We start from the raw sequence: 25,730 nt of genomic DNA on the forward strand, positions 1-25,730 counted from the left end.
TATTTATGCTTTTGGCCGGGTCCTATGCCTTCGGCTATCTGAGTCATGAATACCTCCGGTATTTTGTTCTGTGTATCTACGCCACTGCCTTGCTAATGTTTGTCCTGATCGCATTTCCACTTCTGCTCGGGGCAATTCCCGCAAGGACATTGGACCGGCAAAGACTGGACAATTTCTCCATGTTTTGGCTGCGATGGTATCCGCTGCCGCTCATCGCTTCCTATCTGGCAAGCCTCGCATATGTGAGATCTTTTCCCAGTGCCGGCTTAGTCGAGTAATGAAAATATGAACTCGCCTGCAAACATTACCGATCCGCTCGTGCTGTTCATGCCGTCAGGCAAGCGCGGGCGGTTTCCTGTCGGCACGCCGGTGCTCGACGCCGCGCGCCAGCTCGGTGTCTATGTCGAAAGCGTCTGCGGCGGCCGCGCCACCTGTGGGCGCTGCCAGATCGAGGTGCAGGAAGGCAATTTCGCCAAGCACAAGATCGTCTCGTCCAACGACCACATCTCGCCCAAGGGCGCCAAGGAAGAGCGCTACGAGCGCGTCCGCGGCCTGCCCGAGCGGCGCCGCCTGTCCTGCTCGGCGCAGATCCTCGGCGACCTCGTCATCGACGTGCCGCAGGACACGGTCATCAATGCACAGACCATCCGCAAGGATGCCGACACCCGCGTCATCGCCCGCGATTCAGCGATCCGCATGTGCTATGTCGAGATCGAAGAGCCCGACATGCACAAGCCGCTCGGCGATCTCGACCGCCTCAAGATCGCGCTGATGAAGGATTGGGGCTTTAAAAACCTCGAATTTGACTTCTACCTGATGCCGCAGGTGCAGGGCATCTTGCGCAAGGGTAATTGGACCGCCACCGCCGCCATCCACAAGGACGCCGAAAGCGACATCGCCCGCGTCATAGCACTCTGGCCCGGCCTCAAGAACGAAGCCTATGGGCTGGCCTGCGACATCGGCTCGACCACCATCGCCATGCATCTGGTGTCGTTGCTGTCGGGCCGCGTCGCCGCCTCGTCGGGCACGTCGAACCCGCAGATCCGCTTCGGCGAGGATCTGATGAGCCGCGTCTCCTATGTGATGATGAACCCGGACGGCCGCGAAGGCATGACGGTCGCCGTGCGCGAGGCGATCTCGGGCTTGGTCGACAAGGTTTGCGCCGAAGGCAATGTCCAGCGCAACGACATCCTGGACAGCGTCTTTGTCGGCAATCCGATCATGCACCATCTGTTTCTCGGCATCGATCCGACCGAGCTCGGCGGCGCGCCCTTTGCGCTCGCCGTCTCGGGCGCGGTGCGCATCAAGGCCTCCGACATCGGCCTGAAGCTCAACCAGGGCGCCCGCCTCTATATGCTGCCCTGTATTGCCGGCCATGTCGGCGCCGATGCGGCGGCGGTAACGCTGTCGGAAGGCCCGCACCGCCAGGACGAGATGATGCTGATCGTCGACGTCGGCACCAATGCCGAGATCGTGCTCGGCAACCGCGCGCGGGTCGTGGCTGCTTCTTCTCCGACCGGTCCGGCCTTCGAGGGCGCCGAAATCTCCGGCGGCCAGCGCGCCGCGCCCGGCGCCATCGAGCGCGTGCGAATCGATCCCGATACGCTGGAGCCGAAATACCGCGTCATCGGCTCGGAACTGTGGTCCGATGAACCGGGCTTCCTCGACAGCGTGCAGGCGACCGGCGTCACCGGCATTTGCGGCTCGGGCATCATCGAGATCGTGGCCGAGATGTATCTCGCCGGCATCATCTCCGAGGATGGCGTTGTCGATGGCTCCCTGGCCGCCCGCTCGCCACGCGTCACCGCCAATGGCCGCACCTTCTCCTATGTCTTGAAGGAAGGCGAACCCAAGATCACCATCACGCAGACCGACGTGCGCGCCATCCAGCTTGCCAAGGCGGCGCTCTATGCCGGCACCAAGCTTCTGATGGAAAAGCAGAACACCGAACACGTCGACCGCATCCATTTCGCCGGCGCCTTCGGCTCGTTCATCGATCCGAAATACGCCATGGTGCTCGGCCTGATCCCGGATTGCGACCTCGACAAGGTCTCGGCCGTCGGCAACGCCGCCGGCGCCGGTGCGCGCATGGCCCTGCTCAATCGCGGCTATCGCCGCGAAATCGAGGATACCGTCAGCCACATCGAGAAGATCGAGACCGCACTGGAGCCGAAGTTCCAGGAGCATTTCGTCTACGCCATGGCGCTTCCCAACAAGGTCGATCCGTTCCCGAAACTGTCGGCGGCGGTGAAATTGCCGCCACGCAAGACCGTCAGCGAGGATGGCGTCGCCGGCGACTCCGCCCCGCGGCGGCGTTCGCGCGAAGGCCATGCCGCCAGGCGCAGCCGGGAATAAGCCGCCTTACGAAGGCCGCCAATTCGCCCAATTTCATTTGTATGCAAATGTTTCCAGATCGCACCGATCTGGAAACCGAAACGCTGTTTTGGCGCAATCCGTCCGATACAGACGTGAAGCATTTAACGGACATCGAATGGCGGACCGGACTATTCCGCCGCCACAACGCTCCAAAGGAGAATAGAGATGTTCGAGACCCTCGGCCGTTTTCGTGCGGCCATGAAGAATGCACAGGCCGTGCGCGCCATGAACAACCTGCCACCCGAAATCCAGAAGGACATCGGCTGGCCCGTGTCGTCGCGCATCGACGCCCAGACCAACCTGTCGCGCCTGATCCTGGGCTCGGGCCGCTGATGACCTTCGCCGACAAGTGCAAATTGCTGACCAATCGCCGGGACCGCCGCGTGGTCCCGGCTGCGACCGACATCAAGCTTCGCGCCGCGCTGCTGCCCCGGCGCTGAGCCGCGCTGCCCAGAGCCGCGGACGTGGCTGATCAAACAACCGTGTTGGCTTGGGCCAGAATCTTGACATTTCGGCTGGAGGTACGATCTTCGAGATAGTGGGGAATTCTCTTAGTCGGCTGCTGCCGAGCTTGTGTATTCGAATGCCCAGTTTCAAAAGCCACCTCGTTTCCTTCATCCTCCGGCACAGCCGCAAGAAGGCATTTGCCAGCCCGGAAAACCTGCAGCGCTGGATCGCCTATGCCCGCAAGACCGAGGATCATCATCCCCCGGCATTGCTGCGGGAGCGGCTCGATATCACCGAGCGCAGCGTCGATGGCTTTCCCGTCTACGAGATCGCGCCGAAGGCGGGCGAACGCAGGCGCATCCTCTACATGCATGGCGGCGCCTATGTCTTCCAGATCACATCCTATCATTGGGGGTTGATCGCCGAGATGGCCGAGCGCTTGGGTTTCGGCATCACCGTGCCGATCTATCCCATCGCGCCGGAGCATGATTTCCACGCCATGTTCGGCATGGTCGGCGACGTCTACCGGCAGATGCTGGATGAGACCGACGCTGAAGACATCGTCTTCATGGGCGATTCCGCGGGCGGCAACATGGCCGTCGTGCTGACCATGATGGCGGCTGAGGAAGGCCTGCCCTTGCCGTCGCGCCACGTGCTGATTTCACCCGGCCTCGACATGTCACTGTCCAACCCCGAAGTGTTCGAGGCGGAACGCAACGATCCGTGGCTCGGCATTTCCGGCGGGCTGGAAGCGATCCGCATGTACAGTGCCGGCATCGATCGCAGCGACTGGCACATCAGCCCGCTCTATGGCGACCTCTCGGTGCTGCCGCAGACCCTGCTTCTGACCGGCTCGCACGACCTGCTCAGCCCCGACAATCTGATCTTAGCCAAAAAGGCGCGCGCTGCCGGCGTCGACGTCCAGGTCGTCTACGAGGAAGGCATGTTCCACGTCTGGCCGCTGATCGAGATGCCGGAGGGGCGTCGCGCCAGGGACAGCATCGTCGCCTTCCTTGAAGGTGAGCCCACCAAGCGGCGCGCAACTGCGCGGCGCACGGCGCGACCCGCTCTCGCGGCGCGCCCCGCCCAAGCAGCGGAATAGCAGAGCAATTCCAGGAAAAGTGTAAAACGGTTTTCCCGGGAAATGCGTGTAGCGCTTTCCCTTGGGAATTGCGTCAAAACAAGGAGTTAGAGCGGCTCGCCGTTTCCGTGAAACGGTGAACCGCTCTAGAACTTGCCGGTTTCGCGGAAAAGCTCGAAGGTCGCACGGATATGGTCGGCGACGGCCTTGACCGGCGCGCTGGCGTCCGGCGACACCACCATCGCCAGATTGTAGGTGCCGATATCGGGCATGCCGTCCTTCGGGCAAAGCTCGACCATGTCGTTGCCCAGGAACGACTTCGGCAACGGTGCAACCGCGAGATCCGACATGATGGCGGCGCGCTGGCCGGCCGTGTGGGCGCTCATATAGGCGATGCGGTAATTGCGGCCTTCACGGCTCAGCGCATCGAGCGCGCCGGCCCGCCAGGCGCAGCCCTCTTCCCACAGCGACACCGGCAAAGGCTCGCGCAGATGCGCGCTGCCGCCCTTGGCGCCGGCCCAGACGATCGGCTCGGTGAGCAGCACCTCGGCGCCGAGTGCGCTGGTCTTGTAGGAATTGGTCAGCAGCGTGATGTCGAGCGCCCGGTCGTCCATGCGGCGGCGCAGATTGCTGCTCTGGTCGATGGTGACGTCGACGGCAATCGACGGATGCGACTGCGCGAAACGCTTCAGCACATGCGGCAACACGCGCTCGCCATAGTCGTCCGGCGAGCCGAGCCGCACCACGCCGACGATCTCGGGGATGATGAACTTCGACACCACCTCGCGGTTGATCGACAACAGCCGGCGGGCATAACCGAGCAGCATCTCGCCATCCGTGGTCAGCGTCACCGAGCGCGCATCCCGCGCGAAAACAGAGCGCCCGAGAATGTCCTCGAGCTTCTTGATCTGCATGGAGACCGCCGACGGCGTGCGGAACACCGCATTGGCCGCCGTGGTGAAACTGCCGGTCTCTGCAATGGCCACGAAGGTGCGCAAAACGTCGAGATCGAGCAGCGGCAGCGGATGATTGAGCGGGGCGTTCATCGGGATCGACCTTCAATTTTTCTGATGTGAAGCATCATTCCATTTCGTTTGATTGAACATCAGATTGGGAGGATAGTCAACTCCATCGAAGGCAGGACGTGCCATGACCCAAACGCTCCTGACGCGGAATTGCACTCGATGCGGAATATCCAGGCGACGGAACGCGTTCATGCGGGACGTGCCACAACCAAAGGAGAATGAAATGTCTATCCTGTCGTCCATCGGTCGGCTTGCGACCGAGTTCAGCGCGGCCCGCGCCCGCTTCCAGACCGAACGTGCGATCCGCTCGCTGCCGATCGAACTGCAGAAGGATATCGGCTGGCCTGAAGCTGCCGACACCAAGACCGGTGCACGCCACGGCGTCGGATCCTGGGCTGGAGCAAAGTAAACCATTGTGTACCATGTGCTGAAGGCCTGCCGCGCAGACCAGCCCGGCAGGCCTTCTCTATTTGCCCCGCAGGCTTCTCCAACTTATTTGCATTCAAATGATTTTCAGAGCCGTGTCGCCGCTGCATGGCGCATATGCGTCACTTGCATGGCGCCTCAATGTCGCCGGTAACACGCTGTAAGTAATCGTAAATTTTGGGCACCATGCCCAATAATGTCGCAACCGATGTCGCATTTCCATTCAAGCGCTTCGCATTTGCGATTTAGTTTCTGCTCACGCGGGCCTATATCAACGCCAGCAAACGAGCTGCCCCACTCCATCAAGCGAAGGCGACCCGTCTGAGCAACCGATAGGAGATGATGATGAAGCTTTTTGCCCGCCTCTTTGCCCGCCGCGAAATGAACCTGACGACCGCTCTCGAGCGCCAGCGCCTTGCCAACACCATGCCCGGCCAGACCGGCGCCATGAATGCGGTGCGCCTCGGTTTCGTTGCCTGAGATAACGGCTAGCGCTCAGCGCTTCCCTGCCGCTGCCGATAGTCGATAACAGCGCCGCTTCGGTTTGACCGAAGCGGCGTTTCTCGTTTTCGGCACCTATGCCGCCGCCACCATGCTCAATTCCGCGGCATCCCGTGCCCGTCATCCCGGACGATTGCCCATTTGCGACCCATGTCGCAAATATAGTTTCCGCTTAGCCCCCTAGCCAATTGACAGGAATGGTTTTTCCTGATGTCGCTGTGCTGTTCGCGACATCCTGTTCGCGCCATGGCTGCGTGAGGTTCCCTTGAACGCCGTAAAGCATCCGATCAAGCGATCGTTTGTATTCTTCCTTGTCCCGGACTTCACCATGATCGCCTTTGCGACGGCGCTCGACCCGCTGCGCTCGGCCAACCGCATGCTCGGCTATGAGGCCTATCGCTGGCGCTTGGCGAGCATCGACGGCAAGCCGGTGCGCGCCTCCAACGGCGTCGAATGCGCCGTCAACACCTCGCTCGAGGAAGAGCGCAAGAAGATGGCCGGACCGGATCGGCCGAACATGGCCATCGTCTGCAGCGGCATGAATGTCGAGCGCTACCAGAACAGGTCTGCCTTCGCCTGGCTGCGCGAGGAATACAACAGAGGCGTCGCCGTCGGCGGCCTGTGCACCGGCGCGCATATCCTTGCCGCCGCTGGCCTGCTCTCCAACAAGCGCTGCGCCATCCATTGGGAAAACCTGCCGGGCTTTTCCGAGGCTTTTCCGAAGGCCAATGTCTTTGCCGACCTCTTCGAGATCGACCAGAACATCTACACCTGCGCCGGCGGCACCGCCGCCCTCGACATGATGCTCAAGCTGATCGGCGACGATTTCGACGACAATCTGGTCAACCGCGTGTGCGAGCAGGTGCTGACCGACCGCGTGCGCAGCCCGACCGACCGCCAGCGCCTGCCGCTGCGCGCGCGCCTGGGCGTGCAGAATTCCAAGGTGCTGACCATCATCGAACTGATGGAAGGCAATCTCTCCGAACCGCTGTCGCTGATCGAGATCGCCGACCATGTCGACCTGTCGCGCCGCCAGATCGAGCGCCTGTTCCGCACCGAGATGGGCAGATCCCCTGCCCGCTACTACCTCGAAATCCGCCTCGACCGCGCCCGGCACCTGCTGATTCAGTCGTCGATGCCGGTGGTCGAGGTGGCGGTCGCCTGCGGCTTCGTCTCGGCCTCGCATTTCTCCAAATGTTACCGCGAACTCTACGCCCGCTCGCCGCAGCAGGAGCGCGTCGACCGCAAGCAATTGCTGGCGGCTTGAGAGTCACATGACCGCGCGAACGGCACTCTCCAAAGAACTCGCCGACCGGCAGAGTTTCCGCCTCGACGTCGAAAAATGGGCAGCATTCATGGCGGCGTTGGAAACTCCTGCGCGTGACCTTCCACGCTTGAAGCGATTGCTGAGCGAACCGAGCATCTTTTCCGTAGGCGACCCAGCTTAGGTCACTGCGCCTGCGCCGTTCGCATCGCCTCGACGCGGATATCCTCGGTCAGCCGCGCCTTGAGCGCCGAGAATTCCGGGCTGGTCTTCAGCGTGTAGTGGCGTGGATGCGGCAGGTCGATGGCGACATCCGACTTGATGCGGCCTGGCCGCGCGCTCATCACGATCACCCGCGAAGCCATGAAGATCGCCTCCTCGATGTCGTGGGTGACGAACAGCACTGTCTTCTTGCGCCGCTCCCAGATGCCGAGCAGCAGCTCCTGCATCAGTCCGCGCGTCTGGTTGTCGAGCGCACCGAACGGCTCGTCCAGCAACAGGATTTCGGGGTCGTTGGCCAGCGCCCGGGCGATCGCCGTGCGCTGCTGCATGCCGCCGGACAGCTGCTTTGGCCAATGGTTCTCGAAGCCCTTCAGCCCGACGAGGTCGACATAGGAAGCGACGATCCCGTCTCGCTCCTTTTCGGCCATGCCACGTTCGCGCAGGCCGAAGGCGATATTCTGCGCCACCGTCAGCCACGGAAACAGCGTGTAGGACTGGAACACCATGCCGCGATCCGGTCCCGGCCGCGTCACCGCCTTGCCGTCAAGCAGCACACGGCCTTCGCTCGGCGCTTCCAGGCCGGCAACGATCCTGAGCAGTGTCGACTTCCCGCAGCCGGACGGCCCCAGAATGGTGATGAAGTCGTTGGCCGCGACCGCAAGGTCGACCGGCATCAGCGCCTTGACCGGCTGCCCGCCGCGCACGCCGGCGAAGGTTCGCGAGACGCCTTCGATAAGCAACTTGCTCATGCCAGGCTCCAGGGAAAGAGCCAGCGATTGAACGCCTTGAAGGCGAAGTCGGACAACAGTCCGATCAGCCCGATGACGATGATGCCGAAGATGATCTGCCCTGTCGCCAGCCGCGACTGGCTGTTGATGATCATGTAGCCGATGCCTGAGGACGAACCGATCAGCTCGGCGACGATAACATAGGTCCAGGCCCAGCCGAGCACCAGCCGCAGCGTCTCGGCAATCTCGGGCGCATTGGCCGGCATGATGACCCGTTTGACGATGCCATTGTTGGTCGAGCCCAGCGTATAGGCCGCCTCGACCAGGTCGCGCCGGGTCGAGCCAACCTTGACCGCGACGATCAGGATGATCTGGAACACCGAGCCGACGAAGATGACCAGCAGCTTTTCCAGCTCGCCAATGCCGGCCCACAGGATGAGCAGCGGAATGAAGGCCGAAGCCGGGAGGTAGCGGGCGAAGGAGACCAACGGCTCCAGAAAAGCCTCTATTGGCTTCCAGGCGCCCATGGCGATGCCGATCGGCACGGCGACGATCGACGCCAGCAGGAACCCGCCGAAGACCCGCCAGATGGTGATCAATATGTCGAGCCAGAAGCGGTCCTCGACCAGCAGCCGCCAACCATCCCGCAGCATCGACAGCGGGTCGGCGAGGAAGATGCGGTTGACGTGGCCGCCAAGCGTGATCCACGCCCAGAAGGCGACGAACAGCACGAAGAAGGAAATACCAAGCACGGTTCGAATGCCCGGCGACACCGGATGCAAGGGGCGCATCTTCAGATCGTCCGCATCGTCAAATCATCACTTGTCCAGGAGAGAGCGACGGCGCCAGGCGCCGCCGCACAATGGTCAAAGGCGAGGCCTATCAGTTCGCCACCGCGCTGGTATCGGCAAGCGCTGCAACATCTGGCGCTTCCTTGATCAACCCCATCTGCAGCAGAAGCTCGCCGGCGGTCTTGGAAAAGTCCTGGAATTCCTTGGTGAAGAACTGCTTGTTCTCCGCCTTGTCGGCCCATTTCAGGTATTTCGCCGAATCCTCGAATTCTTTCGCAGACTGCTTCACGTCGGCGCCCATGATCTCGTAGGATCTCTGCGGATCGCTCTTGATCAGGTCGAGCGCTTCGAAATAGCTGTCGGCCAGCGCCTTGGCGGCGTCGGGATTGGCGGTGAGGAATTCAGGCGTGCAGCGACCGTGTCGAGCACCATCGGGTAGTCGAGCGTGGTCGCCAATATGTGGCCCTGATCGGACTTGTCGCGCACCCCCGAGATGAACGGCTCATAGGTGACCGCCGCATCGTTCTGGCCGGCGAGGAAGGCTTGCGCCGCCGCATCCGGTTCCAGGTTGACGACGGTCACATCCTTGGTCGACAGGCCGTTCTTGTTCAGCACCCAGGCCAGCATGAAATAGGGCGACGTGCCCGGCGCCGAGGACGCGACATTCTTGCCCTTGAGGTCGGCGACGGTCTTGATGTCGTTGCGCACGACAATGCCGTCGGCGCCATAGGATTTGTCGAGCTGGAAGATCTGCTTGGTGGTCACCCCTGAGGCGTTCCACACCAGCCAGGTCTCGACCGTGGTGGCGGCGCATTGCAGATCGCCGCTGGCGATGGCGAGCGGCCGGCTGGCCTGCGGCACCTTCTTCAGGGTCACGTCGAGGCCATGCTTCTCGAAGATGCCGGCCTGCTTGGCGAGCGTCAGCGGCGCAAAGCCGGTCCATCCGCTGATGCCGATGGTGACCGATGTGGCAGCCTCGGCCGGCACGGATATTGCAGCCGCAAGCGCCAATACCGCGGCAGCGACGATGGTCTTGTTCATGTCGGTTCCCCTTGTTTTTTCGGATGTCGAATTGTGTCACAGACGCCCATGGGCTTGTCAATGAAGCCGGCCCTTCACGGCAGCGTGATGATGCGCACGCTAACGCGCATCGAACATCCAGCTGCGGTCGCGCCACATCTTTTCGCCGACCTGGCAGTCGGTCGGCCGGTCCTGCGCCAGCACCACCAGCGGATGCCCGGCCTCCTCGCTCGCCCGTTGCGGCGAAGCGGCGCCGGCCAGCTCCAGCACCAGCTTGCGGCGGATCGCTTCGGGAAACTGCGTCCAGTCATTGACCGGGATCATGAAGGATCCGGGACCGCCGATGACGCAGTCGCTGTAGTAGCGGTCGAGATTGTTGACGTCATAGGCGCCGCCGAACCCGCCGCGCGTCATCAGCGGCAGGCCGTTGATGATGATGCCTTGCTTGACCACCGCGTCGCGGGTGATGTCGACGGGCGCGCCCTGGTTGTTGGGGCCGTCGCCTGAAATATCGATGACGCGCTTTGTCCCCTGAAAACCGCTTTCGGCGAACAGATCGCTGCCGAATTCCAGCGCGCCGGAAATCGAGGTGCGCCGGGCGCTGGCCGGCGGATGGGCGGAAAGCTGCGCGGCCACCCGCTCGGCATCGGCCCGGCTGGCGATCACCGTCCACGGCACGACGACCTGCTGCGTGGTCGCTCCCGCCCATTCGACATAGGTGACGGCGACCTTGCCGTAGGCGCCGTCGGCGATGGCCTGCAGAACATTGTCGTGCGTCAGCGCAGCAGCATAGCCGTGACGCTGGATTTCAAGTTCGCCCGGCGACATCGACAGCGACACGTCGACGGCCAGCACCAGCTCGACGTCGACCGGCTCGGCGGCTTGAACCGGCGGCACAAGCCAGAGCACCAGCGCCAGCGCGGCGCTGCCTGAAAGGAAATGTCGTGCGCAAGAAAAAGCAGACATACCCGAAGGTAAGCGAAAACCGGCTGCTGACAAAGCAAAAAGCCGGGACTGAGGGCTTCTACATCTAACCCCGAAACGGCGGCGCGGTTCGGCCTCATTTGTTGATGGGTCGCCCACCTTTGCCGCGCCATTCCACGTCGTCGGCTCCGGCCTTCGCTGCTTCCGGGTTTGGACGGGACTTCTTTCTGCCGGTGCCACGAAGCGCCCTCCAGTTCGGCTTGAATGATGGCGGCAGCCACAACAGGATGCCTGCTATCGCGGCGGGCAGGATCACGGCGAAACGCAATACCGACAGCACGACACCGCAGAACCCGACGATACGCGCCGCCCGCCCCTCGCCGAAGCGCCGCGCAAGCAGATGCCGCGCGATCACCCCACCATCCAGAGGGTATGCCGGTAGAATGTTGAGGACGGCGAGTACCCCATTCAACATGGCGCCGATCCATAGCGTCCACGCAAGATAAGTCATCGGCATTGGAGGCGGCGCACTGAACAAGCTGTCCGATTCGACAGGCGCCAAAGGTTTGGCGATCAGATAATAGGAAGCAGCGAAAAACGCCGCCAACAGGATGTTGGTCAGGGGTCCGGCAAACGCAATCCACGCCCAACCATAGGACGACGTGGCGCCGCGCTTGAAGTAGGCAACCCCGCCAAACAGATAAAGCTCAATCCTGTTGGTGCCGATCCCTTGCCGGTGGGCAACCCATGTGTGCGCCAGTTCGTGCAGGAACACCGATACGAAAAACAGTGCGGCAAAGATCGATGTGTGGATCAGCGCGGTTTTGGGACGCGTCGACCACTCGTGCAGAAAGGGCAGGACAACCGGGATGGCAAAGGTCCAGCTGACGAGAACGGGGATGTTCCCATTCACGCTGAACACCAGCGCATCGCTCTTCCTGTCCCAGCCAAATCGCCGCAAGTGCTTCACTCCGCCCGAAGCGACGGTAGGCGAGAATTGCCAGCTTACAAAGAGAAAAGCCCGGCAAGGAGCCGGGCTTTCATCTGTTCGTTTTGCGTCACACCAATATGAGCGGTGCTGCCGAGAAATCGACGGCGCTCAACTCCTCGGCTTCAAATTCTCTGGATCGTAGAGCGGCTTGTAGCCGACGGCAGCCACCTCGACCGGGTAGGTCTCGCCGAAATATTCGATGGCAAACTTGCGGCCCTCCTGGGCATAGGCCCAGGGCAGATAGGCGAGGCCGATGTTCTTGCCGATGGTCGGGCCATAGGCCATCGACGTGGTGAAGGAGCGGCGGCCGAGTTCGTCGACAAGGGTTTCGCCGGTCTTCGGATCCATCACCGGCATGGTGCCGACGGGATAGCGGGCAACACCCTTCGAATCGACGTTTTCCGTCATCACCAGCGTGCACAGGATCGCCGGCTGGTGTTCGCGGGCGCGGTATTCGACATGTTTGGCCTTGCCGCAGAAGTCGTTCTCCTTGACCTTCGGTCGGGCAAGGTCGGCCTCGAGCAGATTATACTCGGTCAGAAGGTCGGCGTTCTGCAGGCGCAGGCTCTTTTCCATGCGCCGGGTGTTGGCATAGGTCTCGACGCCGAACGGCATCACGCCGGTCGAGCGCAGCGCGTCCCAAACGGCCAGGCCGTCCTCGTAGCGCATGTGCAGTTCCCAGCCCTGCTCGCCGACATAAGAGATGCGGAATGCCGTGACATCCTTGCCGCCGATCCTGACCGGCTTGATCGCCGCGAACGGGAAGTTCTCGAGCGAGAGACCATCCGGATTTTCGACCACTTTCTGCAGCGACGCCCGCGCGTTCGGTCCCCAGATGCCGATGGTGACATATTTTTCCGTCACGTCGGTGATGGTGACGTCAAAGCCTTTGTCCTGCGCGGTGCGCTGCATATAGCGGAAGTCGCGCGGGCCGGCGTCGGCGCCGTCGATCAGGCGGCAGCGGTCGGCCATGCGGATGACGGTGAAGTCGGCGCGCACCATGCCTTCCTCGTCGAGGAAGTGGGTGTAGATACCCTTGCCGATATTGTTGTCGCCACCGATCTTGGCCGCGCACAGCCACTCCAGCAGCGCGACATGATCCGGCCCTTCGATGTCGTACATCGAGAAATGCGAGAGGTTGACGATGCCGCAATCCTCGCTCATCGCCAGGTGCTCGGCATTGGACACCCGCCAGAAATGGCGATTGTCCCATTCGTTCTCACGTATGGGAACCCGGTTGCCATACTTCTCCAGCAGATGCTCGTTGGCGGCATAGCCATGCGCGCGCTCCCAACCGCCCAGCTCCATGAAGTAACCCCCAAGCTCATTCTCGCGCTCCCAGAATGGCGAGCGGCGGATGTTGCGGCCTCTGGAGAACGGCTCGCGCGGATGCACCGCTGGATTGTAGACCTTCATCGCCGTCTCGGTGCAGCGATCCCAGATGAACTGCTCTTTCGTCTGGTGCGGATAGAAGCGCGCATAGTCGATGGCGTGATGGTCGATTTCCGTGCGGCCGTCCGTCATCCAGTCGGCGATCAGCTTGCCCATGCCGGGGCCGTCCTTGACCCAGATGGCGACGGCGTACCAGAGGCCCCTCACCTTCTGGCTCTCGCCCATGGACGGGCCGCCATCGGCGGTCACCTGCAACAGGCCGTTGAAGGAATGGCTTTCGTTGTAGCCGAGTTCGCCCAGGATCGGCGTCAGTTCCATGGCGCGCTCCAGCGGCGCCAGGATCTGCTCCATGTCGAGATCGCGCTGCGACGGCGACAGCCGCGCCTGATCCTTTTCCAGCAAATCGCGCGGATGGCAAAGACGCGGATTGGTCTCTTCGTAATAACCCCATTCGATCTGGCCGCCTTCGGCGGTCCTGGGGTCGCCGGTGTCGCGCATATAGGCCGAATTGCCTTGGTCGCGCAGCAGCGGCCAGCCGATCTCCTTGCCGGTACCGGCAAACTCATTGTAAGGCCCGAAGAAGGTCAGCGGATGGTCGATCGGCATCACCGGCAGGTCTTCGCCGACCATCTCGGCGATCAGCCGGCCCCAGATGCCGGCGCAGACGATGACATAATCGGCCATGATCGTGCCGCGGTCGGTGACGACGCCCTTGATGCGGCCTTCCTCGACGATGAGAGATTTGGCGGGCGTGTTGGCGAAGGATTTGAGTTTCCCCGTAGCTTCCGCCTGGTCGACCAGCTTGCCGGCGACGGTCTGCGAGCGCGGGATGACCAGGCCGGCGTCCGGATCCCACAGGCCGCCCTGCACCATGGACTCTTCGATCAGCGGGAATTTTTCCTTGATCTCGGCCGGTTCGATCAGCCGGGCGCGGGTGCCGAAGGATTTGGCCGAGGCGATCTTGCGCTTGATCTCGTCCATGCGGCTGTCATCGCCGACGCGCGCCACTTCGAGGCCGCCGATGCGGGAGTAGTGGCCCATCTTCTCGTAGAAATCGATGGAGTAGAGCGTCGTCCAGCAGGACAGGAAATCATGGCTGGTGGTGTAGCAGAAGTCCGAGGCGTGCGCGGTCGAGCCGATATCGGTCGGGATGCCCGACTTGTCGATGCCGACAATGTCGGTCCAGCCGCGTTCGATCAGATGATGGGCGATCGATGCGCCGACAATGCCACCCAGGCCGACGATGACGACCTTCGCCTGTTTCGGAAACTCTGCCATTGCCCGCGACTCCAAGGGGATAAAGCGGGCGCGTCCGCGCCCGTTCGAATGGCGCACAATATGCAGAGGACGTGGATGCAGCTACCGCCTGTTTGCGACACGTCGCGGATGCGACGCGACCCGGCGCGCCGGCGTGCCGCCAGTGGCGATCTATCTCAGGCGAAGGCCCAGATGTCCTCGGCCTGGAAGCCGACCTGATAGCCTGATGTCTTCAGCTTGACCACGACCTGGCCGATTTCGGCGGCCGGCAGCGCGCCGACCTCGACCTTGATCATGCCCGGACGATAGCGCTTGAGATCGAGCTGTTCGAAGACGATCCAGTCGGCGCCTTCGCAATCGACCAGGAAGGCGTCGATATGCGTGATGCCGTTGCGGTCGAGCAGCGTCTGCAGCGTGTCCGACGGCACCTCGATATCCCTCAGGTGCGGCGCGAACTTGTTGAAATTTACGTCGGCCTCGCCCCAGGCATTCTTGCCCGACATCAGATTGGTGTCGGTGACCGACGAGCAGCCGATGAACTCGATCGGCAGCGTGCCGGCCTCGAGTGCCGCGGCATCGAAAGTGTGGACGGTGATCGTGCCTTTGATTTTTGTCACCGCGACCGGCTCGATGACGAAGCGTTCCGTGTCGGGATAGTTGGCGCGCAACCGCTTCTGATTGTGCGGGATCGGCTCGACCAGCACGGCCCGCGCCCGCGGAATGCGGTGCAGCCACGGCGTGACGTCGTCGAACAGCGCGCCGTCGCAAGCGCCGACATTGACCATCTGGAAGGGTTGCCCGCTGCTGAACCGCGCCTTCAGTGCAGCCTTGGCCAGGAATTTCGTGCCGCGCAACGCCGGCCCGCGATCCAGCAGACCAGCGGGCAGGCCGAGCGAAAGGGCGATGCGCGCCAGGCCGGAAATGGAACTCATGGCTTATCTCCAGGTATGGCCTGCAAGGCGATGGGCCGCCTTCCATTCAGGCTTGCCGACGCCCACAGCGCCATGATCGGGCCGACGAGCAAAAGGTAGGGCGGCAGAAGGTTCGGGAAGTAGATGCGGGTGTCGTGGATCGGAAAGACGGTGAATTTCGCCAGCACGCCAAGCACCAGTGCTGCAAGCAGGATGCCGGCGCGACGATCGAGCCGGAAGCCGGCGCGGCCGAGCGCAAACCACGCGGCCAGCGCCAGAACCGAGACCCCGACCCAGCTGTTGATGCTGATGGCGCGAATGAAGGATGCGGCAAACGCCTTGAGATAGGCGCCAACCGAGAACGGCGGCTCGAAGCCATCCATATTGTAGTGCTGCTCGATGCTGGAGAACCACAGATGCGGCCACCAGCCGGGATGTTGGGCCCAGTGCGAAATCGCGAAATAGGCGACGAAGGACGCGGCAAAGCCGGCCAGCGCGCCCCACGCCCGCTGCCGGAAGACCAGCAGCAGCACGGCGAAAATGGCCAGGAACACGATGTTGTCCGGCCGCGCCATGAAGGCCAGGAAAAGCAGGAAAGCGGTCGCTGCCTCGCGGCCGCGCACATAAGCAAACAGCCCGCCGAGGAACAGGGCCGAGCACAACAGATCCGGGGTCGAGGCGCGTGCGGCATCGCCGAAATCGGCCATGATCAGCACCGCGCCGACCACAGGCGCCAGCGCAAGCGCGCCTTCGGTTCGCAGCCAAAGCAGCGTGATCATCCCGAACAGCAGCACCGAGACCACCTGCAGCACCCGCATCGCCTCGACCGGCGACATCACCGAACTCATCCTCGACAGCATCTCGGCATAGAGAAACTTGATCCGGTACATGCCAAGCAGCGAGTGGAAGTCGGCGGCATTTTGCGCCATATGGCTGCGGAAGCCGCCGCCATCGTCTGTCAGCGCCTTGTAATCGGCGGCCGAAACGCCGGCCTGGACCGTCCTGTAGGCATAGTCATGCAGCGCCTGCGCATCTGGGTAAGCGCCCTCCTCGGCGATTGCGAGATAAGGCAGCATGTCCCAATTGGCATCGGGCATCGTCCAGGCGGTAAACGCTGTCAGCAGGATATAGAGCGAAAACGCGATCGCGCCGATTGGCGCGGCCCATCGCGCATAAGTCCCCTCGCCCCACGCCAGAGCGGCCGCGGTCAGCCGGTCGAGTGTGTTTTGCGGGGCGGGAGACTTGCTCAGCATTGTCGGACTCGGGACTTCGCTCAACGGACTTCTTTAACGGACCTGGCTTTTGACGAAATCCTTCACGATCCCCACGATGCCGCGCGACAGCAGGCTATCGAAGGCATCGACGAAATGGTCGACATGCTCGCGCTGGCAGATCAGCGGCGGCTCGAGACGGATGACGTTGCGGTTGTATTCGGTGAAGGCGACGAGCACGTCATAGTCGCGCAGCAACAGCGCGCCGACGAAGCCCGACAGCGAGCCCTTCAGCTTGTCGTCGAGGACGCTGACGATCGGACGCAGCACCATCGGCAAGGTCTGCGAGAAGTCGTGGAACTCGAGCCCGACCATAAAGCCTTTGCCGCGCACATCCTTGATGATCTTCGGGTACTTCTCCTTCAGCGCCTGCAGGCGCTGAAGCAGATAGTCGCCGGTAGTGGCGGCGTTGTCGATCAGCCCCTCATCATAGAGCACATTGATGCCCTCGATCGCGGTGACGCAGGCCTCGCCCATGCCGCCAAAGGTGGCCATGGCATGGATCATCGCCGTCTTCGGCGTGCCATAGGCCTTCATATAGACCTCGCGCCGGGCGATCATCGCGCCGACCGCCGCCTTGCCGGCGCCGAGCGATTTCGCCAGCGCCGTCACATCGGGCACGACGCCATAATGCTCGAAGGCATAGAAGCGTCCCGAACGGCCATAGCCGCACTGCACTTCGTCCGCCACCCACAGCACGCCATACTGGTCGCACAGCGCTCGCAGCTTCTGCCAATATTGCGCCTCTGCCTGGATGATGCCGCCGCCGCCCTGGATTGTCTCAAGCACGATGACGCCGACCTCCGGGTCGGAGCGGAACAGCCGCTCGACCGCTTCGATATCGGCGAACGGAATGCGCACGGTGTTCTCAGCCATCTTGAAGTCCGCGCGGTAGAGCTGGCCATCGGTAATGCCGAGCACGCCCTTGGTCTTGCCGTGGAAGGAATTCTCGGCATAGACGATTTTTGGCCTCTTAGGCCCGGCGGCGCGCTCGGCGAGCTTCACCGCCGCTTCCATCGCTTCCGAACCCGACGAGCCCAGAAACACCATGTCGAGATCGCCGGGCGAGCATTTGGCGATGTTGTGCGCAAGGGCCGATGCATATTGCGACATGAAGGCGATGGCGATTTCCTGGCGCTTCTCCTCCTGGAATTTGCGCCGGGCCTCCAGGATGCGCGGATGGTTGTGGCCGAAGGCCAGCGAACCGAAGCCGCCGAAGAAGTCGAGAATCTTGCGGCCGTTCTGGTCGATGTAGAACATGCCTTCGGCACGCTCGATCTTGATCTTGTGGAAGCCGAGCAGCTTCATGAAATGCAGCTGGCCCGGATTGAGATGCGCCTTGAACAAGTCGGTCATGCGCGCAACATCCATCGCCTTCGCCTGCTCGACGCTGATCAGGTCGGGCTTGGCGATGGCGGTAGGCGACAACGCCGGCGCGCCGACCATGGTGCGCGCGTTCGTCTGCTCAGGCTTGGCCATGACGGTCATTTCGGAGTTCTCCTGGTCGTCCCACCTATTCGGCGGGGACATGATTTGCGGTGACGGCAAGCCCGTCTTTCTTGGCGCGGTATTCGCTGTAGGCGGCGATCAGCATGCCCTCGTCGCGATATTGCGGCACCCAGCCGAGCTGGCGCTCGGCCTTGGATACGTCGAGCACGCACTCCTCATCGGCGATCAGATATTGTTCGGGATCCATGATCGGCATGTTCATGAGATCGAGCAGGTCGAGGGTGCGCTTGACCGCCCAGCCCGGCGTCGGGATCAGCAGCGACTTCGAGCCGGCATGCTTGATCAGGTCGCCCAGCAATTTCTTCACCGGCGGCGGATTGAGGGAGCCCAGATTATAGGCCTGGTTGGGCACGCCTGCCTTCCAGGCCGCGCGGGCAGCTTCCGCGCAATCGAACACCGAGATGAACTGATAGGGGTTCTTGCCCGAGCCGATCATCGGCACAGGAAAATTCCAGTCGATCAGTTTGAACAGCTTTTCCAGGATCCCGAGCCGGCCGGGACCGATGATGAGACGCGGGCGAAACAGCGAGATCGACATGCCGCGCTTGCGCCATTGAGCGGCGAGCTCCTCGGTCTTCTGCTTCGACCAGCCATATTCGCCGAGCGGCGCGACCGGGTGCTCCTCGGTCATCGGCTGGGTGACCGTGTGGCCGTAGATCATGTCGGTGGTGTAGTGGACGAGCTTGGACGCGCCGGCCTTGTCCATCGCCTGCATGATGTGTTCGGTGCCGTGGAAATTCACCGGAAAGAAGAAGTCGTGACGCTTGGCCCGCACCTGGATCGGCGACAGCATTTTGGCCGACAGGTTGTAGACCATGTCGTCGGCCTTCAATCCGATGTTGGCCACCGAGGCCGTATCCGTGACATCGCAGGTGACGAAGCGAACGTTGCGATAGTGCGTCAGGTCGCTCTTGACGATGTCGGCAACGACAACCTCTTCACCATCGGCCACAAGCTTCGGGGCAAGATGACGGCCGACGAAGCCGTCGCCGCCGAAAATAACATGTCTCATCGAACGATCTCGCTGGTCTTGTCGGGGATGATGGAAGCGGTTTGGTCGTCATGCCCGCGCCCGCCCAAGTCTCGACCGCTTTGCGCGATCAGCACGGTGCCGACGCAGATGAAGGCGATGCCGGCAATGCGCCAGGCATTGAGGTCCTCGCGGAAGATGAAATAGGCGAAGATCGCAACCGCGACATAGGCAAGGCTGAGGAACGGATACGCAAAGCTGAGCTCGACCTTGGACAGCACATAGAGATGCGAAGCCATCGAGATGACGAAGGTGCACAGGCCGAGAAACACCCATGGGCTGAAAACGACCTGCAACAGCCTCAACAGCGGATTGGTGCCCTCGAACGAAATCGGCCCGAGTGACATCATGCCTTGCTTCAGCATCAGCTGCGCGGCGGCATTGGTCATGACCGTGAACAGAATGAAGACGATGTATTTCATATTTTGCACCCGCCACTCGCAACGGTCCTATTACGAACCTGCAAACATTTCATGAAGTCACGACAATGCTTTGAGTAAACCACGGAACTTACGATCTATTCACCATGACTTATTCGGATTGTACCTATTCAGCTGCCTCGACACGCCCTGGCCGGACGTTGAGCTTTTTCGCCGTCCGCAGCCAGAAACTGGACACGAACGCCGGGTCGCGCAGCGCTTCAAGCCGCTGCCAATTCGGGAAGGAGGCCGCGAAAGTATCAGCGCCCATGCGCGCATCCTTGTACGGGTTGACCGCGCCGCCGGCCGCGACCGTGATGCCGTCGAGTTCGCTGAGCAGGGCCAGCGTCCTGTCGCCGCGATTGGGGAAATCCAGCGTCAACGTGAAGCCTGGCCGCGGAAAAGACAGCAGCCCCGGCGAGCGGATCGAGCCGAAGCGCTTCAACACGGTGAGGAAAGAGCCCTGCCCGGCCCGTCGCGCCGCCTCGAGCAGCGCCGGCACGGTCTGACGCGCGACATTTTCCGGCACCAAGCTCTGGTGCTGGTAGAGACCTTTCGGGCCATACAGCCGATTCCAGTCGCCGACACCATCAAGCGGAAAGAAAAAGCCCTGGTAGCCGGTTTGGCTCGGCCCCGGCGAGCGCCCCTTCTTCCACCGATAGGCGGCGTTGAAGGCGGTGAGGAACGGCCGGTTGAGCACATTGAACGGCGGCTGGAACGGCACTGAAAAACGGGAGCCGGCGCGAGACGCCGCATGCGAGCCATACTCGGCATGATTGCCTGTCAACAACAGGCCGCGCCCGCGGCCATGGCCGCCGGCAAGCTGGTCGATCCAGGCGACGGCATATTCATTGGCCTGGTCGGCGGCCTCGGCTAGTTCGAAGAATTCGCCGAGATCGGCAAACCGCGTTACCTTCTCGGCGATATCGAGCGAATGCACCCGCATCAGCCGGATCGAGGCCGACAGGATCAGGCCGGTCAGCCCCATGCCGCCGATCGTCGCCGCAAACAGCCTTGCATTGTCGGTTGCCGAGCAGGTGTAGGTCCGCCCATCCGAGCGCAGCAGCGTGAACGACTCGACATGGCAGCCAAAGGTGCCGCGCCGGTGATGGTTCTTGCCATGGACGTCATTGGCGATCGCGCCGCCAAGGGTGACGAACTGGGTGCCTGGGACGACAGTCGGAAAGAAACCGTAAGGTGCAGTGTGCGCAATGATATCGGAGAGGAACACGCCGGCCTCCGCCTCGAGCAGGCCGGTCTCGGCATTGAAGGCGCCGATGCGGTTCAGCGGCCGCATGTCCACGACCGCACCTGGCCCGTTCTGGCAGGAATCACCGTAGGAGCGGCCATTGCCATAGGCGAGCAGAGCGTTCTTTGTCGCCTTGCCGCTTCGCATCAGCGCGATGGCATCGTCGGCCGCGATGGCTCGCTTTGCGGCCGGCGTGGCGAGGCCAAAACTCCGGTACCGTTCGCCGGCCATGCCCTACCAGCCTCCCGCGACCAGAAGGGCGGCGCCGATCACCACGACGATCTGGCTTCGCCAGTCGCGAATGATGAAGATGACCGGATCATCATTCATCTCGTTGCGGCGCGCCAGGATCCAGACCCGCATGGTCAAATACAGCACGATCGGCGCCAGCGGCCAGACCAGCCAGGGATGCGGATAGAGTTCGCGTACCGCGACGCTGTCCATGTAGAGCGCCAGCACCAGCGCCGAGGAGAAGGCCGACGCCATTCCTGCCTGGGCGACGATCTCCTGGTCTTCGATGCGGTAGCCGCGGCCGGCAATGCGCTCGCCCACCGGAATGGCCGTGGTCCGCAGTTCGACATAGCGCTTCACCAGCGCCAGCGACAGGAAGAAGAAAATCGAGAAGGCGAGCAGCCAGAACGAGACTTCGACCCCGGTCGCCGCAGCACCTGCCAGCACACGCACAGTGTATAGCCCCGCCAGCGTCAGTACGTCGGCCAGGAGCATGCGCTTGAACGACAGCGAATAGGCAGTGGTCACCACCAGATAGCCGGCGAGCACGCCCAGGAACTCGATCGGCAACAGAAGCCCGGCGGCAATGCCGATCGCCAGCAGCACCGCCATCGCGCCGAGACCGAACGGGATCGACAAAGCGCCGCTGGCGAAAGGCCGGTTGCGTTTGGTCGGATGCTTGCGGTCGAGCGCAAGGTCGAAGAAATCGTTGAGAATGTAGATGGCGGAAGCCACGGCGCTGAAGGAGACGAACGCCAGCAGGCATTGCCAGATCATGTTGATGTTGAAGTATTCATGCGACAGCACCATCGGCACCGCGATCAGCGAATTCTTCAGCCACTGATGCACGCGCAGCATCTTGACGAATGTCTTCAATGTCCTTTTCGGCGCCGGCATCCTTTCGGCGCTATGCGCGGCCTGCCAGCGCTTCGCATGGCGGTCGGGCGCCACGACGATGGCCTTGCGTGCGGCTCCGAAAACCTTGACGTCGTGCCGGCTGTTGCCGGCATAGTCGAAACCGCCGTCGCCATAGGCGGCGATGAGCGCGTCGCGCTTGCGGCCCGAGGTCATGTTGTGGGGACCGTCGGTCGCCAGCACATAGTCGAAGACGCCCAGATGCGCCGCGATCGCCTCGGCGAACTTGCGTGGCGTACCGGTCGCCAGCACGATCTTGCGTCCGTCGCTATGGTCGGCGAGCAGCCGCTGCAGCAGCGCTTCGCGATAGGGCAGCGAGGCCGGATCGATATCGATGCGGTCGGCGATGGCTTGTTTCAGCCGCGCCGGGCCGGCGGCCAGCCAGTACGGGACCAGGAAAACATAGAGCGGATTCTTCTTGAGCAGGATGAACAGGCCTTCCCAAAGAAGATCGGTCGCAATCAGCGTGCCGTCGAGGTCGACCGCAAGCGGGATTGCGTTCTTGTCCGACCGCGCATCCATGTCCGTTCTGCCCTATTCATAACCGGTTGCGCCGTGTTCCGGCGTCTTCGCACCGGTATAGCGGCGGAACGGCGTAGTGAACGTTAAAACGCACGGTTGCAGCCGGTAGGCGCCACGATATTTCCCGCGTCATTGTTAAGCAATCGCTACCGCGAACAATAAAAGGCCGGGCATTGCCCGGCCTCTACTACATTGCCTGCCGACTTTACTTGATGCGGGCAACGCCACCCGAAATTTCGACCGTTTCCGAGCCGGTCAGGGCCTCGAGGTCACCATTGGGCAAGGTGACAAAACAGCCGTTCGGGCAGAATTCCACGGTTTCGCCGGCGGCCAGCGCCAACTCCGTCTTGCCGCCGCCTTCCGTCACGATCAGCGTACGGGTCTCAGCATCCTTGTTGACCGCGCTGGCGGCAAAGGCCGAGCCACTCGCTGCGGTAAGAGCGATGGCGACGACGAGCGACTTCCACATTTTGCAATATCGGTGTTTCCACACCGCCTCTGTTGCATTTCGCAAGGCATTCTCGCCTTTGCATGTGAGCTTATATGAGATGCAAGCTGAACCGCAACTGAATGCCGCATTCATGCCGCAATCGGTTTGGGAGGAGCTTGGGGCCCTAGCTGGGATCGGGTTTGCGGGCCTTGCGACCAGTTTTGGCCAGCCGCTTCGCCTCGGCGGCGGCTCTGGCCTCCGCCTGCTCCTTCTCGGCGAACTCGACTTCGATCTTGTCGTCGTCGATCGGCCATGCGTCGGTCTTCTTGACCTTGACCTCGGCGCGCGGCGTCGAGGGGATTTCTATGTGCTCGGCGTCAAAAGCATCGAGAACGGCAAAGCGGATATCGTTCTGAACGATGGCGCCGTTCAGCACATCGGCCAGGAACACGCGGATCTCGAACTCGAGTGCTGCCGGCCCGAAATTGGTGAACAGCACGAAGGGTTCCGGGTTCTTCAGCACCAGCGCATGGCCGCGCGCAATCTCAAGCAGGACCGCGTGTACCCGCTTGACGTCGCTGCCATAGGCGACCCCGACCTTGATCTCCACACGTCCGAGCTTGTTGCGGTGCGTCCAGTTGCCGACGGCGTTGTTGATGAGGTTCGAATTGGGCAGGATCACCGATTGCCGCTGGAAGGTCTCGATTTCGGTGGCGCGCACGCTGATCTTCTTGACCGTGCCTGATGTGTCGCCGGCGACGATCCAGTCGCCGACCTTGAACGGCCGCTCGGCGAGCAGGATCAGGCCGGACACGAAGTTGGACACGACATTCTGCAGGCCAAAGCCGATACCCAGCGAAAGTGCGCCGGCAACAAGCGCCAGGTTGGAGAGATCGATGCCCGCCGCCGAGATGCCGACGAGCCCAGCGAGCGCGACGCCGGCATAGCCGACCGCCAGTCGGATCGAGTTGCGCACGCCGGTATCGACCTTGCCGCGCGCCATTACCGAGCCGTCGAGCCAGCCCTGGAACCAGCGGGTCAGGAAATAGCCGATGATGAAGACGACGATGCCGGTGAGGATGCCGGTGACCGAAATCGTCACCGAACCGACGGTGACGCCTGTCGCCAATTTATAGCCCCAGGCCTGGATATCGCCGGGCTGGAAGCCCCACATCAACAGGATCAGCGGCAGGAACACCAGCACGATCATCAGGTTGATGGCGACGCTGACGACGAGGCCGAGTTGGTCGAGCGCGGTGTCCTCATAGCTGGAATTGGTCTTCAACCAGCGCCCGATGGACGTGCCGGCGAAACCACCCTCCTCGCCGATCTCGCGCGCCGACAGGAAGCCGATATAGGCGGTGAGCAGGATGGTGCCGGTGACCACGACCTGCAACGAGACGAAGATGGCAAGACCGATATAGCCGAACAGCGCCGCCGCAATCGTGAACAGGCCGAGCGCGACACAGGTGTAGCGCAGCCAGGCCGGCCAGGGGCGCCAGCGCCCGTCGGCGTCCTTGTAAGGCTTCAGCAGCGCCATCAGGATCAGGATGACGCCCACGATGACGGTGGCGACAAAACTCCTGGCCACCGTCAGCGACAGAGGCGAGCCCATCTTGTCGTTGACGATCGACAGGAAATTGTTGATGCCGATGACGACTGCCATGGCCGTCGTCAGTCGCACCAGCCAACGCGCCGGGCCGGTCTCGACCTGGATCAGGCGCCAGTTCGGCATGCTGGGCGACAGCGCCGCATTGGTCAGGCGGTTGACACAGAACACTATGGCGATGACGGCTGCCAGAGCGTTGAGGAACACGCCTATGTCGCCGCGCAGCACATTGTAATAATTGTACAGGAACACCGTCGAGGCGAGGAAGGCGCTGACCGCCAGCGTCGGCAGCAAAGTCGACCAGAACGCCACCGACAGGCGACTGAGATATGTCGGATCTTCAACCGACGCGTCGGGCTCGAAGATGCGCCCAAACAGGCGGCGCCCACCGACCAGAAGCACCACCGCCAAAGCAAGCGCCATGAGGGTCGCCGCGAGCATCGCCTGGAACTTGAACTTGAAGGCAAAGCTCAGCCACGACGACACCGCCCTGTAGAAGTTGGCGTATTCGTCCCTTGCGTCGGAAAACACCTGGGGGCTCAGTGCATCGGACAACACATAGCGCTTGGTCAGCCCGCTGCGAAACAGCTCGCTGCGCATGTTGCCGATCTTCTCGATCAGCGCATTGATGCGGATCGACAGGTTCTGCGCGCCGGCGATGACGGCGTTGATCTCCGCCTTTTCCGACGCCAGCGCCTGGCGCTCGCCGGTCACGATGTCCGGTTCAGGGGGCTGTCCGGCAGCCGGCGGTGCGCCAAGCTGCTCGAGCCTCGAATTGATCTCTCCCAGCCGCGAACGAAACGCCAGCGCGCTGTTCAGCGCAGCGCGCGACAGCTCTTCCAGCTGCAGGCGGATCTCGACGAGGGTGGTGTCGTCGACGCCGTCCTCCTGGACTTTCTTCTCCAGAGCGTCGGTTTTCGTCGTCAAACCCTGCAGGATTTTCTGCTGGTCGGCGACCAGCCCGGCAGGCGCCTGGCCCAGCCCCTGCGCCATCGCGCCGAACGAATGCGGCGCCAAGGCAACGAGCGCGAGGACCAGGATCAGGCGAAAGAAGCGAAAAAGCATAATGGTGGCGACTCAAAGGGCGGCAAGGCCGCTTCTAAAGCGGTCCTTGATAGAGACGCTCATCCCGTGGGGCAAGTCGTGGCGAAGTCATCGCAGTTGGGCGCCTTGCGGGAGTCGGCCAGTC

Annotated in this window: 22 protein-coding genes and 1 pseudogene; 7 read left to right on the plus strand and 16 right to left on the minus strand. The window is 62.4% G+C overall.

The window, feature by feature from the left end:
* The first annotated feature begins 285 nt into the window (after positions 1–285).
* The 3 genes from NLY37_RS11865 (at position 286) to NLY37_RS11875 (ending at position 3,925) form a co-directional block, all read left to right on the plus strand.
* Positions 286–2,355 carry an ASKHA domain-containing protein gene (locus tag NLY37_RS11865; RefSeq protein WP_023741586.1) on the plus strand — a complete coding sequence of 690 codons (2,070 nt, stop codon included), beginning with the start codon at positions 286–288 and terminating at the stop codon, positions 2,353–2,355.
* A 186-nt stretch (positions 2,356–2,541) separates the two neighbouring features.
* Positions 2,542–2,709 carry a hypothetical protein gene (locus tag NLY37_RS11870; protein WP_023670392.1) on the plus strand — a complete coding sequence of 56 codons (168 nt, stop codon included), beginning with the start codon at positions 2,542–2,544 and terminating at the stop codon, positions 2,707–2,709.
* A 250-nt stretch (positions 2,710–2,959) separates the two neighbouring features.
* Positions 2,960–3,925 carry an alpha/beta hydrolase gene (locus NLY37_RS11875; RefSeq protein ID WP_023741588.1) on the plus strand — a complete coding sequence of 322 codons (966 nt, stop codon included), beginning with the start codon at positions 2,960–2,962 and terminating at the stop codon, positions 3,923–3,925.
* A gap of 125 nt (positions 3,926–4,050) precedes the next feature.
* Here the strand turns inward: NLY37_RS11875 and NLY37_RS11880 are convergent, their stop codons facing one another.
* A complete protein-coding gene (locus tag NLY37_RS11880) occupies positions 4,051–4,950 on the minus strand; it encodes a LysR substrate-binding domain-containing protein (protein WP_023670389.1) in 900 nt (299 codons plus the stop codon).
* A 202-nt stretch (positions 4,951–5,152) separates the two neighbouring features.
* On the opposite strand from NLY37_RS11880, the gene NLY37_RS11885 reads away from it, so the two are divergent.
* The 4 genes from NLY37_RS11885 to NLY37_RS11900 all read left to right on the plus strand — a co-directional run bounded on the left by NLY37_RS11885 (position 5,153) and on the right by NLY37_RS11900 (position 7,304).
* Positions 5,153–5,338: a hypothetical protein gene (locus NLY37_RS11885; RefSeq protein ID WP_023700331.1), complete on the plus strand. Its 186-nt coding sequence runs from the start codon at positions 5,153–5,155 to the stop codon at positions 5,336–5,338.
* A gap of 362 nt (positions 5,339–5,700) precedes the next feature.
* Positions 5,701–5,835, plus strand: coding sequence for a hypothetical protein (locus NLY37_RS11890; RefSeq protein ID WP_023681787.1), 135 nt, complete (start codon positions 5,701–5,703; stop codon positions 5,833–5,835).
* A 349-nt stretch (positions 5,836–6,184) separates the two neighbouring features.
* The gene (locus tag NLY37_RS11895; RefSeq protein ID WP_348524244.1) at positions 6,185–7,123 is read left to right on the plus strand and encodes a GlxA family transcriptional regulator; all 939 of its coding nucleotides are present in this window, start codon (positions 6,185–6,187) and stop codon (positions 7,121–7,123) included.
* A 7-nt stretch (positions 7,124–7,130) separates the two neighbouring features.
* A complete protein-coding gene (locus NLY37_RS11900; protein WP_023741589.1) occupies positions 7,131–7,304 on the plus strand; it encodes a type II toxin -antitoxin system TacA 1-like antitoxin in 174 nt (57 codons plus the stop codon).
* Position 7,305: 1 nt separating this feature from the next.
* Here NLY37_RS11900 and NLY37_RS11905 read toward each other — a convergent pair whose 3' ends face one another.
* The 15 genes and pseudogenes from NLY37_RS11905 to NLY37_RS11975 all read right to left on the minus strand — a co-directional run bounded on the left by NLY37_RS11905 (position 7,306) and on the right by NLY37_RS11975 (position 25,606).
* Entirely contained in the window at positions 7,306–8,091 is a 786-nt protein-coding gene (locus NLY37_RS11905; protein WP_023741590.1) for an ABC transporter ATP-binding protein, read from the minus strand.
* Positions 8,088–8,861, minus strand: a complete 774-nt coding sequence (locus NLY37_RS11910; protein ID WP_023741591.1) for an ABC transporter permease — start codon at positions 8,859–8,861, stop codon at positions 8,088–8,090. Before NLY37_RS11910 ends, NLY37_RS11905 begins: the two co-directional genes overlap by 4 nt.
* 91 nt (positions 8,862–8,952) lie before the next feature.
* A pseudogene (locus NLY37_RS11915) lies at positions 8,953–9,902 on the minus strand (ABC transporter substrate-binding protein).
* Between the two features lie 99 nt (positions 9,903–10,001).
* On the minus strand, positions 10,002–10,847 hold the full coding sequence (locus tag NLY37_RS11920) for a DUF1194 domain-containing protein (protein WP_023741592.1): 846 nt from the start codon (positions 10,845–10,847) through the stop codon (positions 10,002–10,004).
* 94 nt (positions 10,848–10,941) lie between these two features.
* Positions 10,942–11,766 (minus strand): M50 family metallopeptidase, encoded by an 825-nt coding sequence (locus NLY37_RS11925; protein WP_023710779.1) that lies wholly within the window; start codon positions 11,764–11,766, stop codon positions 10,942–10,944.
* A 138-nt stretch (positions 11,767–11,904) separates the two neighbouring features.
* The gene (locus NLY37_RS11930; protein ID WP_023741593.1) at positions 11,905–14,466 is read right to left on the minus strand and encodes a GcvT family protein; all 2,562 of its coding nucleotides are present in this window, start codon (positions 14,464–14,466) and stop codon (positions 11,905–11,907) included.
* A 155-nt stretch (positions 14,467–14,621) separates the two neighbouring features.
* Positions 14,622–15,377, minus strand: coding sequence for an FkbM family methyltransferase (locus tag NLY37_RS11935; RefSeq protein WP_023741594.1), 756 nt, complete (start codon positions 15,375–15,377; stop codon positions 14,622–14,624).
* Positions 15,374–16,609: a DUF2029 domain-containing protein gene (locus NLY37_RS11940; RefSeq protein ID WP_023741595.1), complete on the minus strand. Its 1,236-nt coding sequence runs from the start codon at positions 16,607–16,609 to the stop codon at positions 15,374–15,376. Before NLY37_RS11940 ends, NLY37_RS11935 begins: the two co-directional genes overlap by 4 nt.
* A gap of 33 nt (positions 16,610–16,642) precedes the next feature.
* Entirely contained in the window at positions 16,643–18,073 is a 1,431-nt protein-coding gene (locus NLY37_RS11945; RefSeq protein WP_245260644.1) for an aspartate aminotransferase family protein, read from the minus strand.
* A gap of 67 nt (positions 18,074–18,140) precedes the next feature.
* The gene (locus tag NLY37_RS11950) at positions 18,141–19,148 is read right to left on the minus strand and encodes an NAD-dependent epimerase/dehydratase family protein (protein WP_023741596.1); all 1,008 of its coding nucleotides are present in this window, start codon (positions 19,146–19,148) and stop codon (positions 18,141–18,143) included.
* Positions 19,145–19,588, minus strand: a complete 444-nt coding sequence (locus NLY37_RS11955) for an EamA family transporter (protein WP_023741597.1) — start codon at positions 19,586–19,588, stop codon at positions 19,145–19,147. Before NLY37_RS11955 ends, NLY37_RS11950 begins: the two co-directional genes overlap by 4 nt.
* 124 nt (positions 19,589–19,712) lie before the next feature.
* A complete protein-coding gene (locus NLY37_RS11960; protein WP_023706098.1) occupies positions 19,713–21,065 on the minus strand; it encodes an FAD-binding oxidoreductase in 1,353 nt (450 codons plus the stop codon).
* A gap of 3 nt (positions 21,066–21,068) precedes the next feature.
* Positions 21,069–22,502 carry a UbiA family prenyltransferase gene (locus NLY37_RS11965; protein WP_023681796.1) on the minus strand — a complete coding sequence of 478 codons (1,434 nt, stop codon included), beginning with the start codon at positions 22,500–22,502 and terminating at the stop codon, positions 21,069–21,071.
* A gap of 205 nt (positions 22,503–22,707) precedes the next feature.
* Positions 22,708–22,971 (minus strand): hypothetical protein, encoded by a 264-nt coding sequence (locus NLY37_RS11970; RefSeq protein ID WP_023670370.1) that lies wholly within the window; start codon positions 22,969–22,971, stop codon positions 22,708–22,710.
* A 145-nt stretch (positions 22,972–23,116) separates the two neighbouring features.
* The gene (locus NLY37_RS11975) at positions 23,117–25,606 is read right to left on the minus strand and encodes a mechanosensitive ion channel family protein (RefSeq protein ID WP_023741598.1); all 2,490 of its coding nucleotides are present in this window, start codon (positions 25,604–25,606) and stop codon (positions 23,117–23,119) included.
* Positions 25,607–25,730: the final 124 nt, after the last annotated feature.

The organism is Mesorhizobium sp. C395A, assembly GCF_030323205.1.
In the GTDB taxonomy this organism is placed as follows: domain Bacteria; phylum Pseudomonadota; class Alphaproteobacteria; order Rhizobiales; family Rhizobiaceae; genus Mesorhizobium.